21 protein-coding genes are annotated in these 20,681 nt (G+C 60.0%); 10 read left to right on the forward strand and 11 right to left on the reverse strand.

Annotation, left to right across the window (positions count from 1 at the left end; translation table 11 throughout):
* Nucleotides 1–72 precede the first annotated feature (72 nt).
* The 7 genes from GA0061100_RS03240 to GA0061100_RS03270 all read left to right on the forward strand — a co-directional run bounded on the left by GA0061100_RS03240 (nucleotide 73) and on the right by GA0061100_RS03270 (nucleotide 7,768).
* Nucleotides 73–1,653, forward strand: coding sequence for a peptide ABC transporter substrate-binding protein (locus tag GA0061100_RS03240; RefSeq protein ID WP_075851147.1), 1,581 nt, complete (start codon nucleotides 73–75; stop codon nucleotides 1,651–1,653).
* Between the two features lie 51 nt (nucleotides 1,654–1,704).
* Nucleotides 1,705–2,628: an ABC transporter permease subunit gene (locus GA0061100_RS03245; protein WP_075851148.1), complete on the forward strand. Its 924-nt coding sequence runs from the start codon at nucleotides 1,705–1,707 to the stop codon at nucleotides 2,626–2,628.
* Nucleotides 2,625–3,542, forward strand: a complete 918-nt coding sequence (locus tag GA0061100_RS03250) for an ABC transporter permease subunit (RefSeq protein WP_075851149.1) — start codon at nucleotides 2,625–2,627, stop codon at nucleotides 3,540–3,542. The genes GA0061100_RS03245 and GA0061100_RS03250 overlap by 4 nt, the downstream gene beginning before the upstream one ends.
* 1 nt (nucleotide 3,543) lies before the next feature.
* Nucleotides 3,544–4,539, forward strand: coding sequence for an ABC transporter ATP-binding protein (locus tag GA0061100_RS03255; RefSeq protein WP_075851150.1), 996 nt, complete (start codon nucleotides 3,544–3,546; stop codon nucleotides 4,537–4,539).
* The gene (locus GA0061100_RS03260) at nucleotides 4,532–5,518 is read left to right on the forward strand and encodes an ABC transporter ATP-binding protein (protein WP_075851151.1); all 987 of its coding nucleotides are present in this window, start codon (nucleotides 4,532–4,534) and stop codon (nucleotides 5,516–5,518) included. The genes GA0061100_RS03255 and GA0061100_RS03260 overlap by 8 nt, the downstream gene beginning before the upstream one ends.
* Nucleotides 5,519–5,617: 99 nt before the next feature.
* Complete coding sequence (locus GA0061100_RS03265; RefSeq protein ID WP_143525374.1) at nucleotides 5,618–6,535, forward strand: sugar kinase; 918 nt, start codon at nucleotides 5,618–5,620, stop codon at nucleotides 6,533–6,535.
* Between the two features lie 123 nt (nucleotides 6,536–6,658).
* The gene (locus GA0061100_RS03270) at nucleotides 6,659–7,768 is read left to right on the forward strand and encodes a glycosyltransferase family 4 protein (RefSeq protein WP_075851153.1); all 1,110 of its coding nucleotides are present in this window, start codon (nucleotides 6,659–6,661) and stop codon (nucleotides 7,766–7,768) included.
* 61 nt (nucleotides 7,769–7,829) lie between these two features.
* Here GA0061100_RS03270 and GA0061100_RS03275 read toward each other — a convergent pair whose 3' ends face one another.
* A complete protein-coding gene (locus tag GA0061100_RS03275) occupies nucleotides 7,830–9,233 on the reverse strand; it encodes an FkbM family methyltransferase (RefSeq protein ID WP_244557752.1) in 1,404 nt (467 codons plus the stop codon).
* Between the two features lie 191 nt (nucleotides 9,234–9,424).
* Between GA0061100_RS03275 and GA0061100_RS03280 the strand changes: the two genes are divergently transcribed.
* Nucleotides 9,425–9,865 (forward strand): MarR family winged helix-turn-helix transcriptional regulator, encoded by a 441-nt coding sequence (locus GA0061100_RS03280; RefSeq protein ID WP_075851155.1) that lies wholly within the window; start codon nucleotides 9,425–9,427, stop codon nucleotides 9,863–9,865.
* A gap of 40 nt (nucleotides 9,866–9,905) precedes the next feature.
* On the opposite strand, the gene der is transcribed toward GA0061100_RS03280, so the two are convergent.
* The 3 genes from der to GA0061100_RS03295 form a co-directional block, all read right to left on the reverse strand.
* Nucleotides 9,906–11,333 (reverse strand): ribosome biogenesis GTPase Der, encoded by a 1,428-nt coding sequence (gene der, locus GA0061100_RS03285; protein WP_075851157.1) that lies wholly within the window; start codon nucleotides 11,331–11,333, stop codon nucleotides 9,906–9,908.
* An 11-nt stretch (nucleotides 11,334–11,344) separates the two neighbouring features.
* Nucleotides 11,345–12,028: a tetratricopeptide repeat protein gene (locus GA0061100_RS03290; protein ID WP_075851158.1), complete on the reverse strand. Its 684-nt coding sequence runs from the start codon at nucleotides 12,026–12,028 to the stop codon at nucleotides 11,345–11,347.
* Between the two features lie 102 nt (nucleotides 12,029–12,130).
* Nucleotides 12,131–12,712 (reverse strand): NnrU family protein, encoded by a 582-nt coding sequence (locus GA0061100_RS03295; protein WP_075851160.1) that lies wholly within the window; start codon nucleotides 12,710–12,712, stop codon nucleotides 12,131–12,133.
* Nucleotides 12,713–12,890: 178 nt separating this feature from the next.
* Between GA0061100_RS03295 and GA0061100_RS03300 the strand changes: the two genes are divergently transcribed.
* Nucleotides 12,891–13,871, forward strand: a complete 981-nt coding sequence (locus tag GA0061100_RS03300; protein ID WP_075851161.1) for a polysaccharide deacetylase family protein — start codon at nucleotides 12,891–12,893, stop codon at nucleotides 13,869–13,871.
* 174 nt (nucleotides 13,872–14,045) lie between these two features.
* On the opposite strand, the gene sbmA is transcribed toward GA0061100_RS03300, so the two are convergent.
* Nucleotides 14,046–15,311 (reverse strand): peptide antibiotic transporter SbmA, encoded by a 1,266-nt coding sequence (gene sbmA, locus GA0061100_RS03305; RefSeq protein WP_075851162.1) that lies wholly within the window; start codon nucleotides 15,309–15,311, stop codon nucleotides 14,046–14,048.
* 426 nt (nucleotides 15,312–15,737) lie between these two features.
* Here sbmA and GA0061100_RS03310 point away from each other — a divergent pair, with 426 nt between their 5' ends.
* Entirely contained in the window at nucleotides 15,738–16,322 is a 585-nt protein-coding gene (locus tag GA0061100_RS03310; protein WP_075851164.1) for a PadR family transcriptional regulator, read from the forward strand.
* 114 nt (nucleotides 16,323–16,436) lie between these two features.
* On the opposite strand, the gene map is transcribed toward GA0061100_RS03310, so the two are convergent.
* From map to GA0061100_RS03340, 6 genes are all read right to left on the reverse strand, one after another.
* Nucleotides 16,437–17,189: a type I methionyl aminopeptidase gene (gene map, locus GA0061100_RS03315; RefSeq protein ID WP_075851166.1), complete on the reverse strand. Its 753-nt coding sequence runs from the start codon at nucleotides 17,187–17,189 to the stop codon at nucleotides 16,437–16,439.
* A gap of 138 nt (nucleotides 17,190–17,327) precedes the next feature.
* Nucleotides 17,328–17,840 (reverse strand): GNAT family N-acetyltransferase, encoded by a 513-nt coding sequence (locus GA0061100_RS03320; protein ID WP_075851873.1) that lies wholly within the window; start codon nucleotides 17,838–17,840, stop codon nucleotides 17,328–17,330.
* Between the two features lie 152 nt (nucleotides 17,841–17,992).
* Nucleotides 17,993–18,421 (reverse strand): DoxX family protein, encoded by a 429-nt coding sequence (locus tag GA0061100_RS03325; protein ID WP_075851167.1) that lies wholly within the window; start codon nucleotides 18,419–18,421, stop codon nucleotides 17,993–17,995.
* A 29-nt stretch (nucleotides 18,422–18,450) separates the two neighbouring features.
* Nucleotides 18,451–18,921 carry an SRPBCC family protein gene (locus tag GA0061100_RS03330; protein WP_075851169.1) on the reverse strand — a complete coding sequence of 157 codons (471 nt, stop codon included), beginning with the start codon at nucleotides 18,919–18,921 and terminating at the stop codon, nucleotides 18,451–18,453.
* Nucleotides 18,922–19,020: 99 nt separating this feature from the next.
* Nucleotides 19,021–20,277, reverse strand: a complete 1,257-nt coding sequence (locus GA0061100_RS03335; protein ID WP_075851170.1) for an RNA polymerase sigma factor — start codon at nucleotides 20,275–20,277, stop codon at nucleotides 19,021–19,023.
* Nucleotides 20,274–20,648, reverse strand: coding sequence for a YciI family protein (locus GA0061100_RS03340; protein ID WP_075851172.1), 375 nt, complete (start codon nucleotides 20,646–20,648; stop codon nucleotides 20,274–20,276). Before GA0061100_RS03340 ends, GA0061100_RS03335 begins: the two co-directional genes overlap by 4 nt.
* Nucleotides 20,649–20,681: the final 33 nt, after the last annotated feature.

Here is a 20,681-nt window from a genome sequence, read left to right on the forward strand (position 1 = left end):
GTACGGGTCACCTGCGGATCAAAAACACCCTTGTAAAACAAGGACAATAACTCCAGAAAGGTGGGAAAACATATGGCTCATTTGACCAGGAAATTTATCGCTGCGGCGTTCGTCAGCACGATATTGAGCGTGTCAGCGCATGCCGCGACCCTCAATATCCACAACGGCGGCGACCCGACTTCGCTCGATCCGCAAAAAATTTCCGGCGACTGGGAAAACCGCATCGACGGCGATATCTTCGAAGGACTGGTGACCGAAGATCCCAAGGACAATCCAATCCCCGGCCAGGCTGCAAGCTGGACCATTTCGCCCGATCAGAAGGTCTATACCTTCAAGCTGCGTGACGGCATCAAGTGGTCCGACGGCCAGCCGGTGACGGCACAGGACTTCGTCTTTGCCTTCCAGCGCCTGATGGACCCGAAGACCGCCGCCCAATACGCCTATCTCCAGTACACGATCCTGAACGCGGAAAAGATCAACAAGGGCGAAATCAAGGATCCGACCCAGCTCGGCGTCAAGGCGATCGACGACAAGACGCTGGAAATCACGCTTGAGAACCCCACTCCCTACTTCCTCAACGCCTTGATGCACTACACGGCCTATCCGCTGCCGAAGCATGTGGTTGAAGCCAAGGGCGACCAATGGGTCAAGATCGGCAATATCGTCACCAACGGTCCGTACAAGCCCACGGAATGGGTGCCTGGTTCGCACGTCAGCATGGTCAAGAGTGACCAGTATTACGACGCCAAGGATGTGAAGATCGACAACGTCAACTATTACACGCTGGAAGACCAGGCAGCCGCGCTGAAGCGCTACCGTGCCGGCGAGTTCGATATCCTGACGTCGTTCCCCGCAGACCAGTTCGAGTGGATTCAGAAGAATCTTCCCGGCCAGGCGCATGTGGTTCCGTTCCTTGGCACCTACTACTACGTCTTGAACTCCACCAAGCCGCCCTTCAGCGACAAGCGTGTCCGCCAGGCGCTTTCCATGGCCGTCAACCGCGAAGTTATTGGCCCGAAGATCCTCGGCACCGGTGAACTGCCATCCTACTCATGGGTGCCGCCGGGCACCGCCAATTATGGCGACCCCGCCTATGTCAGCTGGAAGGACGAGCCCTACAAGCAGAAGGTTGAAGAGGCCAAGAAGCTTCTGAAGGAAGCCGGCTTCGGCCCTGACCATCCGCTGAAGGCGCAGCTGCGCTACAATACCAACGACAACCACAAGCGCATCGCCGTTGCGATCGCCGCCATGTGGAAGCCGCTCGGCGTCGATATCGAGCTCTACAACACCGAAACCAAGGTGCATTACGATGAGATGCAGCGCGGTGAAGTGCAGATCGGCCGTGCCGGCTGGCTCGCTGACTACAACGACCCGATCAACTTCCTGAACCTTCTGTCGACCGGCGTCGAGATGAACTACGGCCGCTGGAGCAACAAGGATTACGATGCCCTCATCAAGCAGGGCAATGAAGAGATCGATCTGAAGAAGCGCGCCGAAATCTACAAGAAGGCCGAACAGCTGGCCCTCGACGACAGCGCCGCAATCCCGATCTACTACTACGTTTCCCAGAACATCGTCGCCCCGAAGGTCCAGGGCTTCGTCGACAATATCCAGGACATCCACCGCACGCGCTGGCTGTCGATCAAAGAATAATTGGGAACAGGCTCCCTCCCGGACACAACCGGGAGGGAGCCGTCTAAGACCATGTTTGGCTACGCTCTCCGTCGTTTGCTGTCGACAATCCCCGTCTTGTGGATTGCCGTGACAGTGTGCTTTTTCATTCTGCGCCTCGCTCCCGGCGGCCCCTTCGATGGCGAAAGGCCATTGCCGCCGGAAGTCAAAGCCAACCTCGCGGCTCATTACAACCTCGACAAGCCCCTGGTTGAGCAATACCTGATCTATGTCGGCGACGTCATGAAGGGCGACCTTGGCCCCTCCTTCGCCAATCAGGACTTCACCGTCACCCAGCAGATCATGTCCGGCTTCCCCTATACGCTGACTATCGGCGGCGTCGCCTTCGTGCTCGCGACGGTCGTCGGCGTCTTCATAGGCTGTCTTGGGGCGCTCTATCAGAACCGCGCGGCCGACTACTGGCTGGGCGGCGGCCTCCTCATCGGCCTGGTCATGCCGAGCTTCCTCATCGCTCCGATCCTCCAGCTCGTCTTCGGCAATACGCTCGGTTGGCTGCCCGTCGGCGGCTGGGGCGACGGTTCGATCAGGTTCCTGATCCTGCCCATCATCGTCCTGACGTTGCCGCATGCGGCCCGTATCTCACGCCTGATGCGCGGTTCGATGATCGAGGTGATGAGCCAGAACTTCATCCGCACCGCCAAGGCCAAGGGCATCGGCCCGCGGCTGACGATCATGCGCCATGCGTTGAAGCCGGCCATGATGCCCGTCGTGTCCTATCTCGGACCCGCGGCAAGCTACCTCCTCACCGGTTCGCTGGTTGTCGAGAGTATCTTCGGCCTGCCCGGCGTCGGCCGCTACTTCGTCGGCGCGGCACTGAACCGCGACTACGGCATGGTCCTCGGTACGGTCATTTTCTACATGGTCCTGATCGTGGTCCTCAACCTGCTGGTCGACATCGCCTATGCCTGGCTCGATCCGAAAGTGAGAATGCGATGATCCTCAATTCCGCCAAGAGAGAATTGCTGGAAGCGGAATTGCTTTCGGCAGAGGGGCTCGCACCCAAGGGGCGTTCCCTCACCGGCGACGCCATGCGTCGCCTGCTGCGCAACAAGGCTGCGGCTCTGTCGCTGATCGTGCTGGCAGTGCTGGTTCTCGTCGCCATATTCGGCCCGTATTTCCTGCCTTTCAACTATGAAGATCCGGACTGGAATTCGTTCCGCGGCGCTCCGGACTTCGCCGCCGGCCACTATTTCGGCACAGACGGCAACGGCCGTGACCTGCTGGCGCGCACGCTCTACGGCACGCGCGTTTCGCTGACCGTCGCCCTGGTGGCAACCCTCGTCTCTGTCGTCATCGGCGTGCTCTACGGCGCAGTCGCTGGCTATTTCGGCGGCCGCGTCGATGCGATCATGATGCGCTTCGTCGACATCATGTACGCCCTGCCCTACGTGCTTTTCGTCATCCTGCTGATGGTGATCTTCGGCCGGAACGTCTACCTGCTGTTTGCGGCGATCGGTGCGCTGGAATGGCTCACCATGGCCCGCATCGTGCGCGGCCAGACCCTGTCGATCAAGCAGCGGGAGTTCATCGAGGCCGCACGCGCCTCCGGACAGCGGTCGTTCAAGATCATCCTCAAGCACATCGTGCCGAACCTCGTCGGCCCGGTCGTCATCTATGCGACGCTGACCATCCCGGAAATCATCGCGACGGAGAGCTTCCTCTCCTATCTCGGCTTCGGCGTTCAGGAACCGCTGACGTCTCTCGGTACGCTGATTGCCGAAGGCTCTGCCGGCATGGAAACGACGCCCTGGCTGCTGTTCTTCCCGGCCGGCTTCCTGGTTGCGCTGCTGATGAGCCTGCTCTTCATCGGCGACGGTCTGCGCGACGCATTCGATCCGAAGGATCGCTGACATGACAGACACACTTCTCGAACTCAAAGACTATTCGATCACCTTCCGCACGCCAGAAGGCGAAGTGGCGGCGGTCTCGAAGATGAACCTCAAGATCGGCCGCGGCGAGCGTGTCGCCGTCGTCGGCGAATCCGGCTCCGGCAAGAGCCAGACCTTCCTTGGCCTGATGGGCCTGCTCGCCAAGAACGGCCGCACCAGCGGCCAGGCACTGCTCGACGGCAAGGACCTCTTGACCTTGAAACCGCGTGAACTCGACCATGTCCGCGGCAAGGACATGGCCATGGTCTTCCAGGACCCGATGACCGCCCTTAATCCGTCACTGCGCATTTCGCGGCAGCTGACGGAACAGCTCGAGGTTCATGGTGGCCTGACTGCGCGCGCCGCCTCGGCAGCGGCGCTCGATATGCTGAAGCGGGTCGGCATTCCCGACCCGACACGCCGCTTCAATCTCTATCCGCACGAGCTTTCCGGCGGCATGCGCCAGCGCATCGTCATCGCCATGGCGCTGCTGACCAAGCCGAAGCTCCTCATCGCGGATGAGCCCACCACTGCGCTCGACGTGACGATCCAGGCGCAAATTCTGGATCTTTTCAACGAGTTGACGGCGGAAATGCATACGGCACTTGTCATGATTACCCATGACCTCGGCGTCGTTGCCGGCCTCGCCGATCGCGTCGCAGTCATGTATGCCGGCCGCATCGTCGAGGAAGCGCCGGTGGAGGAGCTGTTCGAAAGCCCGGCGCATCCCTATACGGCGGCGCTCCATTCGGCGATCCCGCGCCCCGACCAGGATGTCGACGATCTCACCGTCATCCCCGGACGGCCGCCGAACCTGATGCACCTGCCCCGCGGCTGTGCCTTCTCGCCGCGCTGCGCTCAGGTGCAGGACGACTGTCTGGACGCGGCCCCGCCACTTGACCAAGTCGCGTCGCGACGCTGCGCGGCCTGCTTCCATCCCCTTTCGGCTGATCAGGAACGGAGCCTCGTCCATGGCTGAGCAAACGCTTCTGAAGGTCGAGCATCTGACAACTGAATTCGAACTGCCGTCGAAATCCCTCTTCAAGCCGCCGATGATCCTGACGGCTGTCAACGATGTCAGCTTCGAGCTGAAGACCGGACGCACGCTCGGCATCGTCGGCGAGTCCGGCTGCGGCAAGTCCACGCTCGGCCGCTCGATCCTGCGGCTCATCAAGGCGCAGAAGGGTCGTATCATGTGGCAGGGCGGCAACCTGCTCGATCTCACCGAGGAAGAGATGCGCGCCGCCCGCCGCGACATGCAGATCATTTTCCAGGATCCGATCGCCTCGCTCGATCCGCGCATGACCGTCGGTGATATCATCGCCGAGCCGCTGACCGTCTTCGAACCGAAACTGACCCGCGCCCAGCGGCAGGATCGCGTTCGCGAGATCATGGCGGCGGTCGGTCTGGTCCCCGAGATGATCAACCGCTACCCGCACGAGTTCTCGGGCGGCCAGGCGCAGCGCATCGGCATTGCCCGTGCCGTCATCACCCGGCCGAAGCTCATCATCTGCGATGAGCCGGTCTCGGCCCTCGACGTCTCGATCCAGGGCCAGGTCATCACCCTTCTGCGCCGCCTGCGCAAGGAGTTCGGTCTCACCCTGATCTTCATCAGCCACGATCTCTCGGTCGTGCGCCTGATCTCGGACGACGTGCTGGTGCTCTATCTCGGCAAGGTGGTGGAAGCGGGCGAAGCCGCGACGGTCTTCGACCATCCGGCCCATCCCTATACGCAGGCGCTGTTTTCTGCGGCCCCCATCCCCGATCCGAAGCTGGCACGCGGCCGCGAGCGCATCCGCCTGCAGGGCGATCCGCCCTCGCCGCTCAACCCGCCGCCGGGCTGCGTCTTCTCGCCCCGCTGCTGGAAGGCGACCGATGTCTGCCGCACGAAAATGCCCCCGACCGAGCAGGTGCGTCCAGGCCAGACGGCCGCCTGCTATCACATGGATCGGCCGTAAGGCAGCCCCATGAAAAGTGGACGGCGGCAACCGCCGTCCACCTTGCCCCGGCCGCCGCTTGCGCGTATGCAGCACCAAGGCAAAATGCAGGAGGCAGTCTTGGGCGGGCGTTTTCTATCGATCGGCGAATGCATGGTGGAACTGTCGCAGGCCGATGACGGACACCTGCGCAAGGGCTTCGCCGGCGACACCTTCAACACAGCCTGGTATGCCCGCGCCTGCCTGCCGGCAGACTGGTCGATCGATTATTTCACCGCACTCGGCGACGACGCCATGTCCGACGAGATGGTCGCCTTCATGGGCGGCGCCGGCATCGGCACGGAAAGCATCCGCCGCCTCCGCGGCAAGACGCCAGGCCTCTACATGATCAATCTGAAGGACGGCGAACGCTCCTTCAGCTATTGGCGCGACAGTTCTGCCGCCCGCCAGCTTGCCGCCGATGGCGATGCGCTGCGCACCGCGATCGAAGCCTCCGACGTGCTCTACTTCTCAGGCATCACGCTGGCGATCCTGTCGCGCGAAGACGCCTTCACCCTGCTTGCGGAACTGCGCCGCGCCAAGGCTGCCGGCAAGCTGGTCGCTTTCGATCCCAACCTGCGGCCGCGCCTCTGGTCCAGCCTGGACGCGATGCACACGATGATCGCAGAGGGTGGGCGCGCCGCGACGCTCGTCATGCCGAGCTTCGATGATGAAGCCGCCCATTTCGGCGACGATTCGATCAGCGCCACCATACGCCGCTATCGGCAATACGGAGCCGCCATGGTCGTCGTCAAGAATGGCCCTGACGGCGCGACCATTGGCGACGGCACCGACGAGACGCTTGTCCCAGCGATCAAGGTCGTCAGGGTTATCGATACCACCAGCGCCGGCGACAGCTTCAACGGCGCATTTCTCGCTCATTATCTGCAGCACAAGGATGCGGTCGCCGCTGCTGGCTTTGCAGCCAAGATCGCGGCAAAGGTCATTCAGGAATACGGTGCGCTGGTCGCTCCCGAGAAGCTGAAATCAGTCAAATAAGCACTGTAATATTTCCATCATGGACACCCCCCACAATAGAGTGGGCGCGGGAATCATGTTTGAAACACCGCAATCGCTGGCACCGTCATCATGAGGATGCGGTGCGGATGGACTGTTTTGGGCATGTTGCAACGCTTGTCAGACATTGATCAAACCACCTGGGCGCAGGCGGCGACACCTGTCGCGGTACCCGAACGGCTGCTCATTGTCAGCGACGCCTGGCATCCGCAGGTCAACGGCGTCGTCCGCTCGATCGAAAACACCAATCGGGAACTGACGCGCATCGGCGTCGAGGTTTCGATGATCACGCCGGACGGCTTTCGCAACATCCCCTGCCCGACCTATCCAGAAATCCGGCTTTCGATCGCCAGCTATCGCAAGATCGCCGCAAGAATAGAGGCACTTCGGCCGACTTATGTCCACATTGCCACCGAAGGTCCGCTCGGACTCACGGCAAGGCGCTGGTGCTTAAGAAACGGTATGCCTTTTTCCACGAGCTATCACACCCGCTTTCCCGAATATGTGGCCGCACGCCTGCCGATACCGGAAAGCTGGCTCTACGCCTTCGTCAAATGGTTTCACAATGCGGGTTACGGCTGCATGGTGGCAACGCCCAGCCTTGCAGGTGAGCTCAAGTTGCGCGGCATCCGCAATCTGCTGCCCTGGAGCCGTGGCATAGATTCCCACCTTTTTCGGCCGCACCCGCTGGAGGACAATCCCTTCGGCTTACCCCGCCCGATCTTCATGACTGTCGGTCGCGTGGCGCTGGAAAAGAACCTGCCCGCTTTCCTCGATCTCGACCTGCCTGGATCGAAAGTGGTGGTGGGTGATGGTCCCGCGCGGGCGGAACTGCAGAAGCTCTATCCGGATGTTCATTTCCTGGGCGCGAAATTCGGCGAGGAACTGGCGCACGCCTATTCGCAGGCCGACGTCTTCGTCTTCCCATCGAAGACCGACACCTTCGGCAATGCCATTCTGGAGGCACTGGCAAGCGGCGTTCCGGTCGCGGCCTACCCGGTCACCGGCCCCGCGGACATTCTGGGGGCCGACAGGACAGCCGGCGTCGTGGATGCGGATCTGGCAACAGCCTGCCTTGCCGCACTCTCCTGCTCTCGCGATGCCGCCCGCTCGCTGGCACTCAACTATTCCTGGGAGGCGGCTACGGCGCAATTCATCGGCAACGTCCGGATTGCCAACCATCGAGGTCGGCTGCACGTCCACGACAAGCATTGAACTCCCGGACAATCGGCATCGCCGGTGAAATTGCCGCTCAATCCTCGCATGCCATCAACGATCACCGCGCTGCCCTGACGGCATAGCATAACCCGGCATGAGGATTGGATAGCTGCGTCTTATCCAGCACGATGAAGCCCGCATCCAGCAACGGAGCGATGAGTGTCATTTGGTTCTTATCTTTGGACCACCATTTGTGCCATTCGATCACCATGGCATTGATCGATCCGAAAAGACCGTGCCTCGCCAGAGCCTCGAAAATTCCAAACTCCGATCCCTCGCAATCCATTTTGATGACGATATCCATGTTGGCGCTTCGAGCATGCTCGGCAAGCGGCCCGATGACGCCGGCCGCTTCCTTGATATGGATCGTCTCCGGCCTGCCCGTATCCGCCCCTCTCACGGAGATACCGATCGTCGCATCGGAGCGGACCATGACCTCCATCTGATCGTCTTTTTCGCCCAGTCCGAATTGGTTCGGCCTGATCTTGGCGGCAGTCATCGGGTTCAGCGCAAAATTCTTCAGCGCTCGAGCATAGGGCAGCGAAAACGGCTCGAATGCATGTACCTCCCGCACAGAGGGGACCCTCGCCAGGAAGAGCGACGCCAGACCGGCGTTCATGCCGATATCAATAACAAGCTTGTCGCGCCCGGTGATGAAATTATATTCGTTGTGAATGAAAATCTCGTTCAGAACCTGGAAGTCTTCGGCATTGTTGACATGGAAGCGGGTTCCGGAGAATTCAGCAATAACCTTCTGCGCCGTGACCTGAAAGGTAAAACCGTTCTTCTCGAAGAAATTGAACTCGTCGAGATGCGCAAGAAAGAACGGATTGGCCATCTCCGGCAGAATGATATCCAGCATCCGGCCGCTTTGGCGATCAATTCGCTTGAGTGGACGGTAGGCCCGCGCGGCGAGCGCTCCGATTCCGGTTGAGGCGATCCGGAATTCGAAGACATCTTCCGCATCCACATCAAACTCCAGGGCAACGCGTTTGCCCGATCGCCGCAAATCAGCTTCGGTCAGCTCCTTTTGTGCCAGCAGCCGAGTACCGAATTCGGTCGCGACATCGATGCTGCAACATACCGCTTCCGGCGGCGTGGACGGATCACCCTCGATCTCAAACTCGACGACGTAACGGCCTGGGGAAAGGATTGCATAGGGACCATAGAGCATCCATCCAGCCTCCCCTTTCTTCGCAGATACGCGCTCATCTCCATGTATCTTCTCAAGCTGCCCGATCTCAGAATAAAGCAAAGTCAGTTTCCTTCTTAACGACGGAGACAAAAGCGGGCGTCTCATTGGCAAACAAGACCCCGCCGGACTTCGGTGTGGCGGGAGAGTGACCACTAAGTCTATGTTTGACAAGAACAACTTTTGATTGATCGCAATATCGGCGCGTTCGGTATGAATGAGACATAATATGTCCTCAGCTGCTGGATATTCTGTACAGCTGACATTCATGTGGATCGAATTTGAGAACTGCAGGGATGACTATCTTCAAAGGTACAGATGATAGTCGATAGGCCGCGGGAACCTACTCTCCTGCAAGCCGCCTTTCCAAAAAACGGAAGAAAGCCGTAGCCCAAGCATAAATTTGGGTGTACAATTATTTATCGCACGACTTACATTAGACCTCTCAGGGAGGACTTGGGATGACCGACGACCACCTAAAGCTGGATAACTTCATCTGCTTCGCACTCTATTCGGCGAACCATGCGATGAATCGGCTATACAAACCTATGCTGGACGCGCTCAATCTCACCTATCCGCAATATCTCGTCATGGTGACGCTATGGGAACAAGATGGCCAGACCGTCGGCGGCATCGGTGAAAAGCTGTTCCTGGAATCAAGCACACTGACACCGCTGTTGAAGCGTCTGGAGGCCGCTGGCTTCATCAAACGCATCCGGAGCAAGGAAGATGAGCGCCAGGTGCTGATTCAGCTGACCAGCGAAGGTAAGGCGCTGAAGAAAAAGGCGGCAAGCGTTCCTCCGTGCATTCTCGATGCCACCGAGCAAACGGTCGACGAACTGGCACGACTGAAGGCGGAAATCACGACGCTGCGTGAGGCGCTCAGCCGGAACGCCGCCTGATTTAAAGCGCGCCTATCTCCCGATAGGGCGCTTCGGCGAATTACCGCTTCTTCTTGTTTTCGTATGGATTTTCCGACGAGCGGAAATGGATGCGGATCGGTACGCCGGGCATCGCGAAGTCTGCACGCAGACCGTTGATCAGATAGCGCACATAGGACTCCGGCAGCGCATCCGAGCGCGTGCAGGAAATCATGAAAGCCGGCGGCCTCGCCTTCACCTGCGTCATATACTTCAGCTTGATACGACGGCCGGACACCGCCGGTGGCGGATGCTGCACTTGCTGCGTCTCGAGCCAGCGGTTGAGACGAGCGGTTGAGACGCGCTTGTTCCAGACCTTGTCGGTATCGACAATTGCCTGCATCAGGCGGTCAAGCCCCTCGCCGGTCTGGCCAGCAATTGGGATGGCGCGAATGCCGCGCGCCTGCGGCAATAGCCGGTCGGTCTTCTCGCGCAGATCGGCAAGCACGGCCTGGCGATCCTCGATCATGTCCCACTTGTTGAAGGCGAGCACGGCAGCACGTCCCTCGCGGATCACGAGATCGACGATCTGCAGATCCTGCTTCTCGAAGGGAATGGTCGCGTCGAAGACGATGACGACGGTTTCGGCGAAGCGAATGGCGCGCAGCGTATCCGCAACGGAAAGCTTCTCGAGCTTTTCCGTGACCTTCGCCTTGCGGCGCATGCCGGCGGTGTCGAACATCTTCACCGTTCGCCCGCGCCAGCTCCAGTCGACGGAAATGGAATCGCGGGTGATGCCGGCTTCCGGGCCGGTCAGCAGTCGGTCCTCGCCAAGGAAGCGGTTGATGAGCGTCGACTTGCCGGCATTCGGACGGCCGACGATCGCAACTCGCAACGGGCGCGTTTCGTCATAAGCCGGTTCCTCGTCGATCTCCTCGCCGTCTTCGCCGACAGCCGGACGTGGAATGCTGACATTCGTCTCCGCCTCGTCCTCCTCTTCCGGGAAGGCACGCTCGGGACCGATTGCCTCGACGATCGCGTCGCGCAGATCCATCATCCCCTGGCCGTGTTCCGCCGAGATCGGACAAGGTTCGCCAAGCCCGAGCGTATAGGCATCATAAAAGCCACTGTCGGAACCGCGCGCTTCGGATTTGTTGGCGACGAGCACCACGGGCCGACCGCGCTTGCGCAGCATTTCGGCGAGCGTCTTGTCGACATGGGTCAGGCCCATCTTTGCATCGACGACGAACAACGTCAGGTCGGCTTCGTCGATCGCCGCTTCCGTCTGGGCGCGCATGCGGCCTTCCAGCGTCTCTTCGCCGGCTTCTTCGAGACCGGCAGTATCGACGATGCGGAAGCGCAGGTCGATCAGCTTGGCGTCACCGGGGCGACGGTCACGCGTGACACCCGGCGTATCGTCGACGAGCGCCAGCTTCTTGCCAACCAGACGGTTGAACAGCGTGGACTTGCCGACATTCGGGCGACCGACGATCGCGACCGTAAAGCTCATTTAGCGATCCTTCAGCCTTTTGCGACCGGAGCCTTGCCGGATGCAGTGATGAGATCGAGAAGCATCTGGGCACGGTTGGCAACATTGCGCGGGCTCTGCGGATCGTCGACGATCGCCTGGAACCACTGCCGGGCCTTGGCGAAATCGCCGGCCTTGTAAGCGGCAAGGCCGAGAACGTCGCGCGCCGAATGGCGGAACGCGTCAGCCGGGACGGCGAGCTCCTGCGCTTCGGCGGCGACCTGATCGTAAGTGCCGGTATCGACGAGCAGGTAGGCAGCGCGCAGGCGGGCCGCATCGCGGATAACGACCGGGAGGTCCGTCTGCTTACCGACTGCCGAGAACGTGGCGATGGCGGCAGCCTTGTCGCCCTTCTGCGCCTGCAATGTCGCGGCGCGCAGGCGTGCCAGCACCGGATAGGAACCAGGGCCAGTCTTTTCGATGGCGGCGAATGCGGCGAGCGCCTCATCCGTCTTGTTCTGATCGGCAAGCGTCAGCGCGGCGAGGAACTGATCGCCGCCGCTGCCGGCCTGATTGCCGGCCCAATAGCGATAGCCGCTATAGGCCGCGGTGGCGAGAACGATGAGCACGGCCAAACCGATGATGAGCTTGCCGAAACGGCGCCATATGAACCGCAACTGGTCCGAGCGCAGTTCCTCGTTCACCTCGCGGATGAAGCTATCGTCATTAAATGCCATTCTCGTCTCCGGCCCAGGCCAAGTAGTTCCAAAAAAGCTTAGGGGTTAGTTGGGCCTTCTACTCCATTTTGCGGCTGATGTAAGGGGGAATGGCAGAAATCGTCACATAACGAGCGGCGAAACCCCGATAATCCACGCATGAAGCTTCCAAATGATCAAGGCCCAGACGATGACGCCGATGACAACGGCATAGAGATCGTATTTCGCCGAGACGAAGGGACGCAGGGTCATTTCGCCGGCCCGCTCGCGTCTTTTGAGCGAAATGCGCAGGATCACACCCCAGGCGAGGAAGGCGGCAAAGAGCAGGATGGCCGCGCCGTCGCCGTTCGACAGAAGATGCGCCAGCGCCCAGATCTTCACCGATAGCACCATCGGATGCTTCGTTTTGACTGCGATATGCCCCGCCGGCAGCAGCGAGGCGATGAGACAGATCATGGCAAACAGCATCAACAGGATGGTTATGTGGCTCATCCAGAACGGTGGCGACCAGATCGGCGTCATGTCTCGCGCCTGGCCGAAGCCGTAAATCAGAACGATCAGTGCGATGATGCTTGCGATCGAATAGGCGATCTTCCAGCCGCCTTCGCCGAGGCTTGCGATCAACGATGTCCGCAGGCCGGGCGCCACGACGCGTATCAGATGGAGGCCGAGAAAAAGAACAATGCCGAGAATGAGCAATGCCATGGATAAAATCCTCTATGGTCTTGTAGTGACATCCTTATCGGCTGCCGTAAAAAAATGCCAGCATCACCGCAGCTTCGCCGCATTTGCGCGAAAGGAAGGAAGCGACCCGGAGCACGCCACCCGATATCGCCAGATGAGCCTGGCAAGCCGTGCTCGATCCAATCAGTGTTCGGTGCCCATGTTTCGCTTAGCTACCTGTCTTTCTCTCGCCATTTCCTTAGGCCTGCCCGCAGCCGCCCAAGCCGATGGCAAGCCCAAGCAGCTCGTGATGATCTCCTTCGATGGCGCTCATGACAATGCGCTCTGGACCAAGAGCCGCGAGATCGCTTCGCGCAACGGCGCGCATTTCACCTACTTTCTGTCCTGCACCTTCCTGATGAACAAGGCGCAAGCAAAAGCCTATCAGGGGCCGAAGCAGCGGCCAGGCAAATCGAATGTCGGCTTCGCCAAGAGCGAGGACGATGTCCGCACTCGCATCGCCAACATCTGGGGCGCCCATCAGGAAGGCCACGACATCTCAAGCCATGCCTGCGGCCATTTCGATGGCAAGGGCTGGAGTGCCGCCGATTGGAGCCAAGAATTCATGAATGCGCGCGTCGCCCTTCGCGACGCCTGGAAGAATGTCGGCCTCGCCGACAAGGAGCCCCAGGGCTGGGAAGATTTCGCCACCAACGACGTCAAGGGATTCCGCGCACCCTACCTTTCCACCAGCGATGGCCTTGTGCCGGCTGAGAAGCAAATGGGCTTCCAATATGATGCAAGCCTTGTCACCAAGGGACCCGCCCTGCCGCAAGTGGTCGACGGCATCTATCGCTTCGGCCTGCCACTGATCCCCGAAGGTCCCGAGCAGCGCCTGGTCATCGGTATGGACTACAATCTCTATGTCCGCCATTCCAAGGGCGTCGAGGACAAGGCAAACGCCAAGACCTACGAGGACCGCACCTTCCAGGCTTTCGAGGCTGCCTTCAGCAAGCAATATGACGGCGAGCGCATTCCGCTGCAGCTCGGCTTCCATTTCGTCGAAATGAACGACGGCGCCTATTGGCGCGCCCTCGACCGCTTCGTCAGCGATGTCTGCCATAGACAAGATGTCGCCTGCGTCAGCTATTCCGAAGCGATCCCGCTGATCGCGGCAAGAGGCAGGCCGCAGCAGGGGTGAGGAACGGTCGGGCAGAGCCCGAGCAATCGATCCACTGGATCGATTGCAGCGACGAACACCCTGAGCCAAAGCGAAGGGCCGGCGGTGCGGCAAGGAGAGGCCCCGCCGTACCTTGCAAGCCTAACATCCCAGTTCTCCCAATAAAAAAGGCCCCGTTCCCGGGGCCTTTTGTCGTCAGCCATCCGCGTGAATGACACCTGCTTCACGCTCCAAGTAGCGCTGATCGATCGGCGGCAGCGGCGCATCGTCGATCGCTGCCTCGAAGGCCTTCAAACGCTTGTGGATCGAAAGAAGCTCGATGATCGTCGTCCAGGAGCTGACGAGATACTGGAATGAGTTGCTGACCTGGCCGAACGCCGTGGCGATCTGCTGCCAGATGCCGAGCGTGATCTTGTGCGCCACGAAGGTCGGCACGAGCACGAAGTAAAGGAAGATCGCATCGAGCTGGCCGTAGGAATAACGAGCCACATTGAAATACGCATAGTGGAAATACATGCGGAAATAGTTGCGGCGGACGTTGGAGAAGAGTTCCTTCACGGTGGGTGGCTGCGCACGATCGTCGCGATCCTCGCCGTAGACAAGTTCCTTTCGATAGGCGGCCTCGACACGCTGATTGCGGAAATTCAACCCGGGAAGCTTGATCCCGAAGAGCGCCAGCAGGAACGTGCCGAATACCGACCAAATCAGCGCCAGCCAGACGAGCGAATATGGAATTGCGCCGATGATCGGCAGATCAGTCACATATTTCGACAGTTCCAGCAGGATCGGCAGGAAGACGATGAGTGTCATGACGGAGCCGATCAGGCTGACACCAAGCCCTTCGAGATTGGTCGCAAAGCGCATCGTGTCTTCCTGGACGCGCTGCGATGCACCTTCGATGTGCCGGAGCTTTTCCCACTTCGACATGTAGAAATTGTTCATCGCCCAACGCCAACGGAAGAGATAGTGGCTCAGGAAGAACGATGAAACGACGCTCACCGCGACGCCCACCAGACCGAGTTGCGTGAACGCCCACAGCAATCCGTAGAAATCCCCATCCGTAACGCCGGGCTTTCCGCCGAGCGCATTTTGCAGGAGGTCAAAGAAAGGCCGGCGCCATACGTTTACCGCTACGTCGATCTGAACACCGAAATAGGTGATGAAGACGATGAAAGCAGAGCCCCACACGGACCAGGCGACCCAGGGATTGCTCCTCGAAGTCACATGCCAAAAACCGCAAAAGACCGCGGCGCAGAGAATAAAGTAAAGGTAAAACAAGAAATTAGTGGGAGTAACAAAGAAAGCCGCTCCGACCGGCTGCTGTTCTTCCTGCAGCGGCGGATAGCCCATGGACGCCACGACATGCGCGCCGACAAAATACCATAGGAAGACGCAGACGAGCGCCCAAACGACCGATGAGGAAAAAAACAATCTCGGATTCGGGAAGAAAGAATGAAACACGACGGTTAGGCTTCCTGTTTGTTCGAACGACCGCAATGGCGTCAATTTGCGGCGAGCCTAAGACAGTTCGCCGGGGGCGGCAACCGGCAGAGCCCTATTCTTACGTAGATGTAACCGCTTATCCCACGATCGTGATGCAGTTGTTCAGCAGCGAATTTTCACCCATCGGATGAGCGCCTCCTCCTTAAGAGCACGTCTCCTTTCGCCGATCACCCCATCCGCACATCGCCCCTCTTGCAGAATGCTATCTTACGATATATATCTTACGACATGACTAACGATATAAACTCTCGCACTTCAAGGAGAAACGACATGAGAGGCTTTAGAGATCGCAACATGTTCGGAGGCAGCTTTGACATCGTCGAGGCATATATCCTACGACAGGGTCGAGGCCGTGAATCGCGCGGCGAGCACAGGAGAGACTTCATGAGAGGCTTCAAGGGCGGCATGTTCGGCGGCGGATTTCGCACCGGCCGCAAGTTCGATGCAGCCGATCTGCAGCTTATCATTCTCGCCCTGCTCTCCGAGCAGCCACGCCATGGCTATGAACTAATCAAGACCTTCGAAGAGCGCTCCGGCGGCTTTTATGTGCCAAGCCCAGGCGTCATCTATCCCGCGCTGACCTATCTCGAAGAAACCGGCCAGGCCGAAGTCGAGGTCAGCGGCACGAAGAAGCTCTACCGCATCACCGAAAGCGGCCAGAAGCGCGTCGATGACAATCGTGATCTGGTCGAGGTAACGCTCGCCAAGCTCACCTCCATCGGTGAGAAGATGGCCCGCGTCCGCGAGGTTTTCGACGGCGGCGATGAGGACGGCCGCGACAATCCGTTCGATCGCCACGGCGCTGGCGACGTCCATCGCGCTCGCCATCTGCTGCGCTCGGCTCTTCGCTCGAAGTTCCCGTGGAGCAAGGCCGAAGGTGCGCGCATCGCTGATATCCTCGAGCGCGCCGCCGCCGACATCATCCGCGGCGAAACCAAAACCGAGGGCGAGCCGAAGTCCGACGATTGAGCTACAGCATGCCGCGCAAAAGTGCACAGCGGTTTTGCGACAACGGCATGCGCAAAATCAAGGACCTGAAGCGCAGGAAACGAATCTGAAAGATTCGCGACGTGCTTTAGAACATCACTTGTCTGGCAATGTCAGGATGATAGGCCCGTTGCGGGTGGCAATGATCGTATGCTCGTACTGGACCGTGGGTGCCTGCGGATCGGCATAGAGCGTCCACGCATCGTCACCGCCCTCAGCCCAGGTCGCACCGAGCGAGAGAAACGGCTCGACGGTGAAAACCAGGCCGTCTTCCATGATCCGGGTCTCGGAAGGGTCCGCCCAGGTAGAAACCTCGGCGGGCTCTTCGTGCAGGGAACGGCCGATGCCGTGGCTGGCGAGATTGGCGATCAACGTATAGCGGTTCTTCTGCGCGAAGGCGCCGACGGCCTGTCCGATCTTCGCAAGCGGCGAACCGCTCTTCACCTGATTGAGGCCGACCCAGAGCGCCCTCTTGCCGTCACGGCACAGGCGCTCGATCTTAGGCTTGACCGGCGGCACGGTAAAGGATGCACCCGTGTCGGAAAAGAAGCCATCCTTCTCCGCCGAGACATCGAGATTGACCAGATCCCCCGCCTTGATCACGCGCGGGCCAGGAATGCCATGCGCCACTTCCTCGTTGACGCTGATGCATGTCGCGCCAGGAAACTTGTAGACCAGCTCCGGCGCTGACTGTGCGCCGGCATCCTCCAAGACCTTGCGACCGATGGCATCCAGTTCCAGCGTGGTGATGCCCGGCTCCAGAGCCGCAGCCATGGCCTGCAAAGCATTGGCGCAGATGCGACCGATATCTTTCAGTTTGGTCAGTTCTTCTTCGGTCGAAACGATCATTTACGGCTTCCGGCACTCCGACGCCCTGCGCAACGGTTCGCGAGAGGCTTTATGTGGCTTTCGCCCCTTCACTCTGCACAGTCAATGTCTTTCTGAGGATTTCTGCCAGATGGCGCGGCTTTCGAAATCCGAAAGAAGTCAGGAACGCGGATCGTCCGCGAGCAATGCCCAGCGCTCATGATCGCACCACACGCCACCAATCTTCAGATATTTGGGCGAAAACCCTTCCTTGCGGAAGCCGATCCGCGTGACCAGCGCGATGGAAGGATGGTTGCCTGGCTGGATATTGGCCTCTACCCGATGCAGGCCGACCGCATCGAAAGCGTGCGCGACGGCAAGACGTACCGCTTCAGTCATGAACCCCTGGCCGGCAAAGCCCACCATGCCATGATAGCCAAGAAAGGCGCTGCGAAAGCCGCCCCAGACCATCTGGCTGATATTGACGACGCCGACGATGCCGCCGGAGCCGGGATCGCGCGCCACCAGACCGATATTCGGCCCCGTCACCGTCTGACCGAACCAGGTGTCAAAACCGTCGCGATCGAGGAAGGGATAGGCCCAGGGCACATGGTGGGCGCGGCTGGCGATATTGGCGGCAATCAGCTCGTCCGCATCCGATTGCCTGACCGGTGCGATGATCACTTGCGGCATGGCTCGCTCCCCTCGCCAGAGCAATTCCAGGAAAAGTGAACGGCGGTTTTCCGTCCGGAATTGCGCAGAGACAAATAGATAGAGCACCTCGACATTTCATGGAAATGTCGAGGTGCTCTAGATGGGCGAGCCTTAGCAAATTGAATCCGAAATCAAAAGCTTCGCTGAAAGAACGGAATCATTTTCCGAACGGCTTCATAGCGAAGATAAAGTCCGCCCCAGGCGATCACGCCGAGATAAACGCCGAACAACAGATGGGAAAAGATCGGGCTGCCGACCCTCAGATGCGTCGTGATCGCCCCGCCGAGAAGACCCGTCAGAAGGATGGCGCCGAGGACCGAAGTCCTCGGGATCGCATAGAGAATGGCGCAGCTAAGCGTAATGACGCCGAGAAGCCGCGCCAGCGCCGGATCGGCGGAATAGCCAAGCCCCGCCATCGTTTCCGTGACGACGGAAAGCGGAACGAGCTTGATGACGCCATCGAACACGAGAAAGGCGATGACCAACCCACTGAGGATCATGCCGGCCACGCGCTGGGCGCGCGTGACCGAAGGCACAGATGAATCGACTGCATAAGACATTGCGATATCCCCGGAATTCTATCGGAAATTCAGATCTTCGCTGCCAATGCGGCGAGCTGATCGGCGCACTGCGCCCATCCCTGATGGAAGCCCATCTTCTCGTGCGCTTCGCGATCCTCGGCCGACCAATGCAGAACCGTGGCGGTGTAACGGGTCTTGCCGCTGCCGAGAGCGTCGAGCTGGATTGTCACCACCATGAAGGGCTTCGCCGACGGCACCCAGGCGCTGGTGAAGGCATCGGTGAAGACGATCCGCTCATTGGGAACGACTTCCAGATAGACACCATTGCCTGGGTAATCCTCGCCCTCGGGGCTGCGCATGGTGATCGAGCTCGAGCCGCCGGCACGCACATCCACGCTGGCAGCCGATACCGTCCACGGCAGCGGCGCGAACCATTGCTTGATCAGCTCCACTTCGGTCCAGCAGCGGAAAATCTTCTCGCGCGGCGCATCGATGACGCGGGTCAGGGAAAGCTCGTGGCGCTCGGTCTGCTCAGTCATGTCTTGCTCCTCTTTGCTGTTTGACGCGTCCTGCTCGGCCTATACTCTAATGACGTTCGCGACCGTCGATTCCCGACAACGCAGACGCAGATTTTTCAATTATTTTGCAGCTACAACGGCATCCGCGCTCAGGCGATCAAGCTGATGGCGGATATGGGTCGCTTCGGCGGGCGAACGGGCAAGCGCAATCGCTCTGTCAAAAGCAACGCGCGCTTCCTGCGAGCGGCCGAGCTGCGCGAGCAGGCCACCCCTGACGCCATGAAAATAGAAGTAGCTGTCGAGCTGCGCTTCCAGCGTCGCAATCAGCGCCAGAGCCGCTTCCGGCCCCTTGAGCTTTGAGAACGCGACCGCGCGATTGAGCGTGACGACGGGAGACGGCGTCAGCCGTTCCAGCATCTGGTAGAGAAGATTGATCTCTTCCCAATCCGTATCCTCGGCGCGTTTCGCCCTGGAATGCAGGGCAGCGATTGCCGCCTGCACCTGATAGGGTCCAGGCTGACGATGGCGGATCGCCTTGTCGAGAAGGGCGAGCGCCTCGTCTATGGCTGTCCGATCCCAGAGCGAACGATCCTGGTCCTCCAGAAGGATGATCTGCCCGTCGGCATCGAAACGCGCCGCCTTGCGCGATTGCTGCAGAAGCATCAGCGCGAGCAGCGCCATGGTTTCCGGCTCGGAGGGAAAGATCCGCAACAGCAGCCGACCAAGCCGGATCGCCTCATCGGCGAAGGCAGCGGCCTCGCGATGCGTACCGCCAGCCGAATAGCCTTCATTGTAGATGAGATAGATCATCGCGCTGACGAGCGCGAGCCGCTCGCTCCGCTCGATGGCGCCAGGCGTTTCGAAGGGAACGCCGGCTGCGGCTACACGCGCTTTCGCCCGGGTGATCCGCTGCTCCATTGCGCTCTCGCTGACCAGGAAAGCACGGGCGATCTGCTGCACCGAGAGGCCAGAAACGATGCGCAGCGCCAGCGCGATCTGTTGCGTCGCCGGTAGATCCGGGTGGCAGCAAATGAACAGCAGCCGGAGAATATCGTCGCGATATCCGGAACCGTCGAGCCGTTCGGCCAGGTCGCCTTCGACATCGCTCGTATCGGAGATCGCCTCCTCGTCCGGCAGGCTCTGCAGCTTCGCCTGCTTGCGCACCGTATCGATACCACTATTGCGCCCGACGAAGATCAGCCAGGCGACGGGATCGCGCGGCGGCCCCTTGTCGGGCCAAGTCTTCAACGCCCGAAGGCAGGCCTCCTGAAAGGCCTCCTCGGCGGTATCGAGATTGCGGAAATAGCGCAGCAGCGCACCCAGCACCTGCGGCCGGGCATTGGTAAGTGCGATGTCGATCCAGGCAATATCCGTCATGTGGCAACCGTTCCGGGTCGAAAGACGTAGAGCGGACGAATTTCATAGGAGCCGACGCCGGGATTGGCCGCGGCCAGCTCCTTCGAGAACTCAATCGCCTCGTCAAGTGTTTCGAAGTCGATGACATAGAAGCCCAGCAACTGCTCTTTGGTCTCTGCGAACGGACCATCGATGACGAGCGGCTCGTTCTTGCCCTTGCGCAGGGTCGTTGCCGCCGTTGTCGGCATCAGTCGCGCGACCGGCCCAAGCTTGCCGGCCTCCCTGAGTGGCTCCTGCACGGCAATCAGCCGCGCCATGGTTGCCTCTTCCTGCTCCTTGGACCAGGCGAACACGGTATCTTCGTCGTTGTAGCATAGGATCGCATAGAGCATGAGGACCTCCTTCTCCTGTAAAGACGAAGGAGT

Source organism: Martinezella hainanensis, from assembly GCF_900094555.1.
In the GTDB taxonomy this organism is placed as follows: domain Bacteria; phylum Pseudomonadota; class Alphaproteobacteria; order Rhizobiales; family Rhizobiaceae; genus Rhizobium; species Rhizobium hainanense.

What these genes read in the sequence shown, in the direction of transcription:
- GA0061100_RS03255 (WP_075851150.1), top strand. Translation starts at nt 3,544, where the DNA reads ATGACAGACACACTTCTCGAACTCAAAGACTATTCGATCACCTTCCGC.
- GA0061100_RS03290 (WP_075851158.1), bottom strand. Translation starts at nt 12,028, where the DNA reads ATGGCATTTAATGACGATAGCTTCATCCGCGAGGTGAACGAGGAACTG.
- GA0061100_RS03260 (WP_075851151.1), top strand. Translation starts at nt 4,532, where the DNA reads ATGGCTGAGCAAACGCTTCTGAAGGTCGAGCATCTGACAACTGAATTC.
- GA0061100_RS03295 (WP_075851160.1), bottom strand. Translation starts at nt 12,712, where the DNA reads ATGGCATTGCTCATTCTCGGCATTGTTCTTTTTCTCGGCCTCCATCTG.
- GA0061100_RS03240 (WP_075851147.1), top strand. Translation starts at nt 73, where the DNA reads ATGGCTCATTTGACCAGGAAATTTATCGCTGCGGCGTTCGTCAGCACG.
- GA0061100_RS03300 (WP_075851161.1), top strand. Translation starts at nt 12,891, where the DNA reads ATGTTTCGCTTAGCTACCTGTCTTTCTCTCGCCATTTCCTTAGGCCTG.
- GA0061100_RS03320 (WP_075851873.1), bottom strand. Translation starts at nt 17,840, where the DNA reads ATGCCGCAAGTGATCATCGCACCGGTCAGGCAATCGGATGCGGACGAG.
- GA0061100_RS03310 (WP_075851164.1), top strand. Translation starts at nt 15,738, where the DNA reads ATGAGAGGCTTCAAGGGCGGCATGTTCGGCGGCGGATTTCGCACCGGC.
- GA0061100_RS03275 (WP_244557752.1), bottom strand. Translation starts at nt 9,233, where the DNA reads ATGAATGTCAGCTGTACAGAATATCCAGCAGCTGAGGACATATTATGT.
- GA0061100_RS03250 (WP_075851149.1), top strand. Translation starts at nt 2,625, where the DNA reads ATGATCCTCAATTCCGCCAAGAGAGAATTGCTGGAAGCGGAATTGCTT.
- GA0061100_RS03325 (WP_075851167.1), bottom strand. Translation starts at nt 18,421, where the DNA reads ATGTCTTATGCAGTCGATTCATCTGTGCCTTCGGTCACGCGCGCCCAG.
- map (WP_075851166.1), bottom strand. Translation starts at nt 17,189, where the DNA reads ATGATCGTTTCGACCGAAGAAGAACTGACCAAACTGAAAGATATCGGT.
- GA0061100_RS03280 (WP_075851155.1), top strand. Translation starts at nt 9,425, where the DNA reads ATGACCGACGACCACCTAAAGCTGGATAACTTCATCTGCTTCGCACTC.
- GA0061100_RS03245 (WP_075851148.1), top strand. Translation starts at nt 1,705, where the DNA reads ATGTTTGGCTACGCTCTCCGTCGTTTGCTGTCGACAATCCCCGTCTTG.
- GA0061100_RS03335 (WP_075851170.1), bottom strand. Translation starts at nt 20,277, where the DNA reads ATGACGGATATTGCCTGGATCGACATCGCACTTACCAATGCCCGGCCG.
- GA0061100_RS03340 (WP_075851172.1), bottom strand. Translation starts at nt 20,648, where the DNA reads ATGCTCTATGCGATCCTATGCTACAACGACGAAGATACCGTGTTCGCC.
- der (WP_075851157.1), bottom strand. Translation starts at nt 11,333, where the DNA reads ATGAGCTTTACGGTCGCGATCGTCGGTCGCCCGAATGTCGGCAAGTCC.
- GA0061100_RS03330 (WP_075851169.1), bottom strand. Translation starts at nt 18,921, where the DNA reads ATGACTGAGCAGACCGAGCGCCACGAGCTTTCCCTGACCCGCGTCATC.
- GA0061100_RS03270 (WP_075851153.1), top strand. Translation starts at nt 6,659, where the DNA reads ATGTTGCAACGCTTGTCAGACATTGATCAAACCACCTGGGCGCAGGCG.